Here is a 4,600-nt window from a genome sequence, read left to right on the forward strand (position 1 = left end):
GACATTCTCCAGCGCTATCCGGCCGCCGAGGGCGGCCGGCCTACCGCTGACCGACGAGCTCCTTGATCGATTGAAGCATCTGCCCCAGGACTTCTTGGGCGTCTCCGTAGACCATCCGGCAGTTGTCGGCCGTGAAGAGGGCGTTCTCGATGCCCGCGTAGCCCTTCCCCTGGCCGCGCTTGATCACGTAGACCTGCTGGGCCTTGTCGACGTCGAGGATCGGCATCCCGTAGATCGGTGAGCCCTTGTCAGTCCGAGCCGCCGGATTGACGATGTCGTTGGCTCCCACGACGAGCGCCACATCGGTCGTCGGGAACTCCCCGTTGATCTCGTCGAGGCCGACGATCATCTCGTAGGGGACTCCCGCTTCGGCCAGCAGGACATCCATGTGACCCGGCATCCGGCCCGCCACCGGGTGGATGGCAAACTTGACGTCCGCCCCTTCTTCCTGGAGCCGCTTAGCGAGCTCGTAGAGCTTCTGCTGGGCATGGGCGGCAGCGAGCCCGTAGCCCGGAACCAGGATCACTTTGCGCGCGTAGCACATCGTGGTCGCGGCGTCCTCGGCGCTGATCGGCTTGAGTTGGCCGGTCACCTGGGTCTCCTCCCGTCCGGTCTCACCGAAGTTGCTGAAGAGGATGTTCCCGAGCGAACGGTTCATCGCGCGCGCCATCAGCAGGGTGAGCAGGCTGCCGGCCGCTCCCACGACCGTTCCGGCGATCATGAGGGCCGGATGGTTGAGGACGAACCCCTCGAAGCCGACCGCCATCCCCGTGCAGGCATTGCAGAGCGAGATCACGACCGGCATGTCGGCTCCTCCGATCGGAAGGGTGATCAGGGCTCCGAAGGCCAGCGAGAAGACAAAGAAGAGCGTGAGAAGCTGCGAATTGGGAAGGAGAGCCGGCATGGCGGTAGCCGAGGCAACGGCCACCAGCAACACCAGCCCGTTTCCGATCTGGAGAAAGCGGGGCCTCCACGGCTTCGGCAGCTTCCCCTCGAGCTTGGCCCACGCGATGAGCGATCCCGAGAACGAAAAAGAGCCGATAAAGCCTCCTGCGATCGCGATCCCCAGCCGGACATTGCCCACATCGGGATGCACGAGCAGCTCGATCGCCGAAATCGCCGCCGCCGCCGCTCCTCCCATCCCGTTGTAGAGTGCCACCATCTGCGGCATCGCGGTCAGCGGAACCCGCCCTCCTCGCCACCAGGCCCAACCCGTTCCCACGAATAGAGCGATCCCGGCGAGCAGGAGGTTGACCGGAAGATGAGGCCGCGCTTCTCCCTTTACGCCGAAGGCGTAGAGGAAGCTCGCCAAGGTCACGATCAGCATCCCGATGCCCGCGAGCGCGATTCCGGAACTCGCCGTCGCCGGGGAGGACATGCGCCTTAGCCCATAAATCAGGAGAAAGGCGGTTGCCAGATCGCAAGACTGGAGAAGAAGCTCCATGGTCAGCTCGAACTCCGCGGAGGTTTTGCGGCCTTTCCCGAATGGAACATCCGGAGCATCCGCACGGTGACCACGTAGCCTCCCGCCGCGTTCGCCGCTCCGAAGAGCACCCCGAGGAAGCCGATCGCCTGCTCTGGCACGGAACTCGCGTGGAGCAGTGCGTAGAGGGCCCCCACGACCACGATGCCGTGAATGAAGTTGGAGCCCGACATGAGCGGGGTGTGAAGGATCGCCGGCACCCGGGCGATCACCTCGTAGCCGGTGAATGCGGCCAAAAGAAAGAGATAGACCGCCAAAAAGCCGGTAATTGCAGTTTCTCCGTCCATGGGAGTCTTCTCCGATCGAGGCTTGAGACGATTAACGAACGCGGCGCAGGTAGCCGCGGGGATTCCAGGTGATGCCGAAATTTTCCCGGATCCGATCGGCCTCGAAGCGGTCGTCCTCCGCCAGGAAATCCGCGACCGCCTCATAGGGACCGGGGGACGGGCCGTCTGCAACCCCATGGTGGCAGTTGGTATCCTCGACGATCAGGTAGCTGCCCGGGCTGACCAAGCCGGCATAGGCTCGCAAGACGCCGAGCGTGTTGTCGTAGGTATGTTCGCTGTCTTCAATGATAAGGACTCGTTCGGATTCGCTGATTTGGGAGGCGACTTTGCCGGCGAGGAGCTTGGCATCTCCCTGCATCCAGGAGATCCGCGGATGGCGTTTGGCGCGGGGATCGATCTTCCGCTGGTTGATGTCGATCGCGATGATCCTCCCCTTTCCGAGCGCATCCAGAATATGGGCGAGCGCCAGGGCGCTTCCCCCATGAAAGTTGCCGATCTCGACGACGACCTCCGGCTGGCACTCGTAGAGGAGTTCCTGATAGACCCAGAAATCCAGAGGGCATTTAAACGTCTTGATTCCGAAATAGGTCGTTCCGATCAGGATCCGTGCCTGCATCCGCTCGAGCACCCTTTGGAGGGGCTCCTCGAGGCGCTCCTCCATGGGCGGCCACGAGGGTTGGGGCGTTTCGGTCATGGCCCGGAGTCTAGCGGAATGGACTTCCCCCCGCCAATCGGAAAGAGCGGATGCCGGAATCAAACCGTTTTGTTCCCCAGGGCTAACCGTTCGGCTTCTCGGCCTCGATCCACTTGACGATGTCCAGGTAGACGTTTTCCTCCCGCAGGATCCGAAAGCCGGCCGCTTTCACATTGCTCACCGTCTCCCGATTGAGCGCGGGACCCACCAGCCGCGAGAGGGGGGTCATCGTATCCAGGAGAATCCCCACCGGGCCGATCCGGCTCCGGACATGCTCGAAAAGAAAAAATCGGCCGCCTGGCTTGAGCACCCGCCGGACTTCCCGCAGACCCGCCAAAGGATCGGGAACCGAGCAGAAAGTGCAGACGGCCAGAGCCTGGTCGAAGGAGCCGTCGGGAAAGGGCAGCCGCTGGACATCGGCTTCCCGCAGTTCGAGGGTTCCGCGGAGCTCATACCCGGCGGCCTTGCGCGCCGCCTGCGCGAGCATGGCCGGGCTCAGGTCGACGGCCGTCACGGCAAGACCGGAGGGGAGGTAGCGGAAGTCGTTCCCGGTCCCGGCTCCGACGAAGAGCAGCTTTCCTTCCGCTCGGGCGAAGAGCCGCTGCTTCTCCGGGCCAAAGCGCTGGTCGTCCGCCCAGGTCAACCGGTCGAAAAAGCGGCTGGCCGCATCCCACTTCTGCCGGGTCCGGGGGCTATCCGCCGCCGGAGCTCCTCCGGCGGGGCCGTTGACCGGTCCGCGCAGGATCCGGTCATAGAACCGGACGCCCGCCACGGCGATGGCGCCGAAAAGCGCTCCCACGCCCAGGGCACTCGTCCAACTCGATGAGCCGGCGCTCATCGAATCCCGCATGGCGAAGAGCATGCCGCCGTACATCCCGATCCACGAGCCGGGAACCATCGTCTGGAACATGCCCAGAAGAGGCCCCAGCACGAACCCGAGCACCAGATGAATGCCCATGCCGACGACCATCCCGAGGATCATCGCGAGCACCATGTCGAAACCGGGTCCGACCAGGCCGCGAACGGCCGCGGCCACGATCGTTCCGGTGAGAATGCCCGCCAGATAGTCTCCGACCGGAAAGAAGAGCGAGCCGTCCGATTTCACCGTGACTGGATTCCCTGGTCTCCTACCATTCCGCGCGGGTCACCCCGGATTCGCTCTGCTGCGGCTGGGCCTTCCCGCTTCCCGCTACCATTGTTTTTCCGAGAGATCTGAATCTTTCGTCCGAACCTCTGGAGCGGATCCAGAGAAGTCTCTTCCGGACCCATCCGCTGGTCGACGAGTTTCTACTCTTTGCCCATCCCTTGTTCGTTGTCAACGGAGAGAGACGGCTTTCGCAAAAGAGATCTGCTTGTCTGGCCGAGGCCCTCCCCGGCAAGATGCCCTTGCCCGAAAAAGGGAGAGGAGGAGGATCGATCGATGAATCCGTTCGCAGGAATGCTCTACACGTCGCGCTCGCTGGGTCCATGCGTTCTCCGTCTGGGGCTGGCGATCGTCTTCTTCCCGCATGGAGCGCAGAATGTCCTGGGCTGGTTCGGAGGAGGAGGCTTGGCGGGCAGCACGGGATTTCTCCACGGGTCTCTCCACATCCCCATCCTGCTGGCGCAGGCTGCCGTCTGGACCCAGCTTCTCGCTCCCATCGCTCTTTTCTTGGGGCTCTTCACCCGCTTGGCCGCATTCGCGCTGGGTACGACGATGGCGGTGGCCGCGTTCCTGGTGCATCTTCCCCACGGCTTCTTCATGAACTGGTACGGGACCCAGGCGGGAGAAGGCTTCGAGTTTCACATCCTGGCGGTCGCAGGCTGCCTCTGCCTGCTCTTCACCGGAGGGGGAATCTTCTCCATCGACCGTCGTGTTTCGGGCGAATAGGAAATCGGGCAGGGAGATCCGGCAACGGATCAGCCGCGGGGCCCCAACGGCCTGACCGCGTCGGCCATCCGAGCTTCCTCCCCTTTCTCGGCCGGCTCGACATGCACGGTGACCGAGGCCTGCGGCACGGTCCTTTGCACCGCTTCCTCCATCCGGTCGCAGAGCTGGTGCGCCTCTCGGACCGGAAGCGAGCCGGGGACGACCAAGGCGAACTCGATGAAGACCGTCCGGCCTGCCCGCCGGCTGCGCAGCCGCCGGACCTCGGC

6 protein-coding genes are annotated in these 4,600 nt (G+C 63.9%); 1 reads left to right on the plus strand and 5 read right to left on the minus strand.

Features of this window, described 5'->3' with window-relative positions:
• Window positions 1-40 precede the first annotated feature (40 nt).
• The 4 genes from MAMT_RS03890 to MAMT_RS03905 form a co-directional block, all read right to left on the minus strand.
• A complete protein-coding gene (locus tag MAMT_RS03890; protein WP_142659707.1) occupies window positions 41-1,444 on the minus strand; it encodes an NAD(P)(+) transhydrogenase (Re/Si-specific) subunit beta in 1,404 nt (467 codons plus the stop codon).
• 2 nt (window positions 1,445-1,446) lie between these two features.
• Window positions 1,447-1,770 (minus strand): NAD(P) transhydrogenase subunit alpha part 2, encoded by a 324-nt coding sequence (locus MAMT_RS03895; protein ID WP_142659708.1) that lies wholly within the window; start codon window positions 1,768-1,770, stop codon window positions 1,447-1,449.
• A 31-nt stretch (window positions 1,771-1,801) separates the two neighbouring features.
• Window positions 1,802-2,464, minus strand: coding sequence for a CmcI family methyltransferase (locus tag MAMT_RS03900; RefSeq protein WP_246186511.1), 663 nt, complete (start codon window positions 2,462-2,464; stop codon window positions 1,802-1,804).
• A gap of 82 nt (window positions 2,465-2,546) precedes the next feature.
• Window positions 2,547-3,569 carry a class I SAM-dependent methyltransferase gene (locus tag MAMT_RS03905; RefSeq protein ID WP_246186512.1) on the minus strand — a complete coding sequence of 341 codons (1,023 nt, stop codon included), beginning with the start codon at window positions 3,567-3,569 and terminating at the stop codon, window positions 2,547-2,549.
• A gap of 315 nt (window positions 3,570-3,884) precedes the next feature.
• On the opposite strand from MAMT_RS03905, the gene MAMT_RS03910 reads away from it, so the two are divergent.
• Window positions 3,885-4,334, plus strand: coding sequence for a DoxX family protein (locus tag MAMT_RS03910; protein ID WP_142659709.1), 450 nt, complete (start codon window positions 3,885-3,887; stop codon window positions 4,332-4,334).
• A gap of 29 nt (window positions 4,335-4,363) precedes the next feature.
• On the opposite strand, the gene MAMT_RS03915 is transcribed toward MAMT_RS03910, so the two are convergent.
• Window positions 4,364-4,600 (minus strand): cation transporter dimerization domain-containing protein (locus tag MAMT_RS03915; protein ID WP_281289097.1); only part of this gene is annotated, 237 nt, incomplete at its 5' end.

The sequence above is a fragment of the Methylacidimicrobium tartarophylax genome (genome assembly GCF_902143375.2).
In the GTDB taxonomy this organism is placed as follows: domain Bacteria; phylum Verrucomicrobiota; class Verrucomicrobiia; order Methylacidiphilales; family Methylacidiphilaceae; genus Methylacidimicrobium; species Methylacidimicrobium tartarophylax.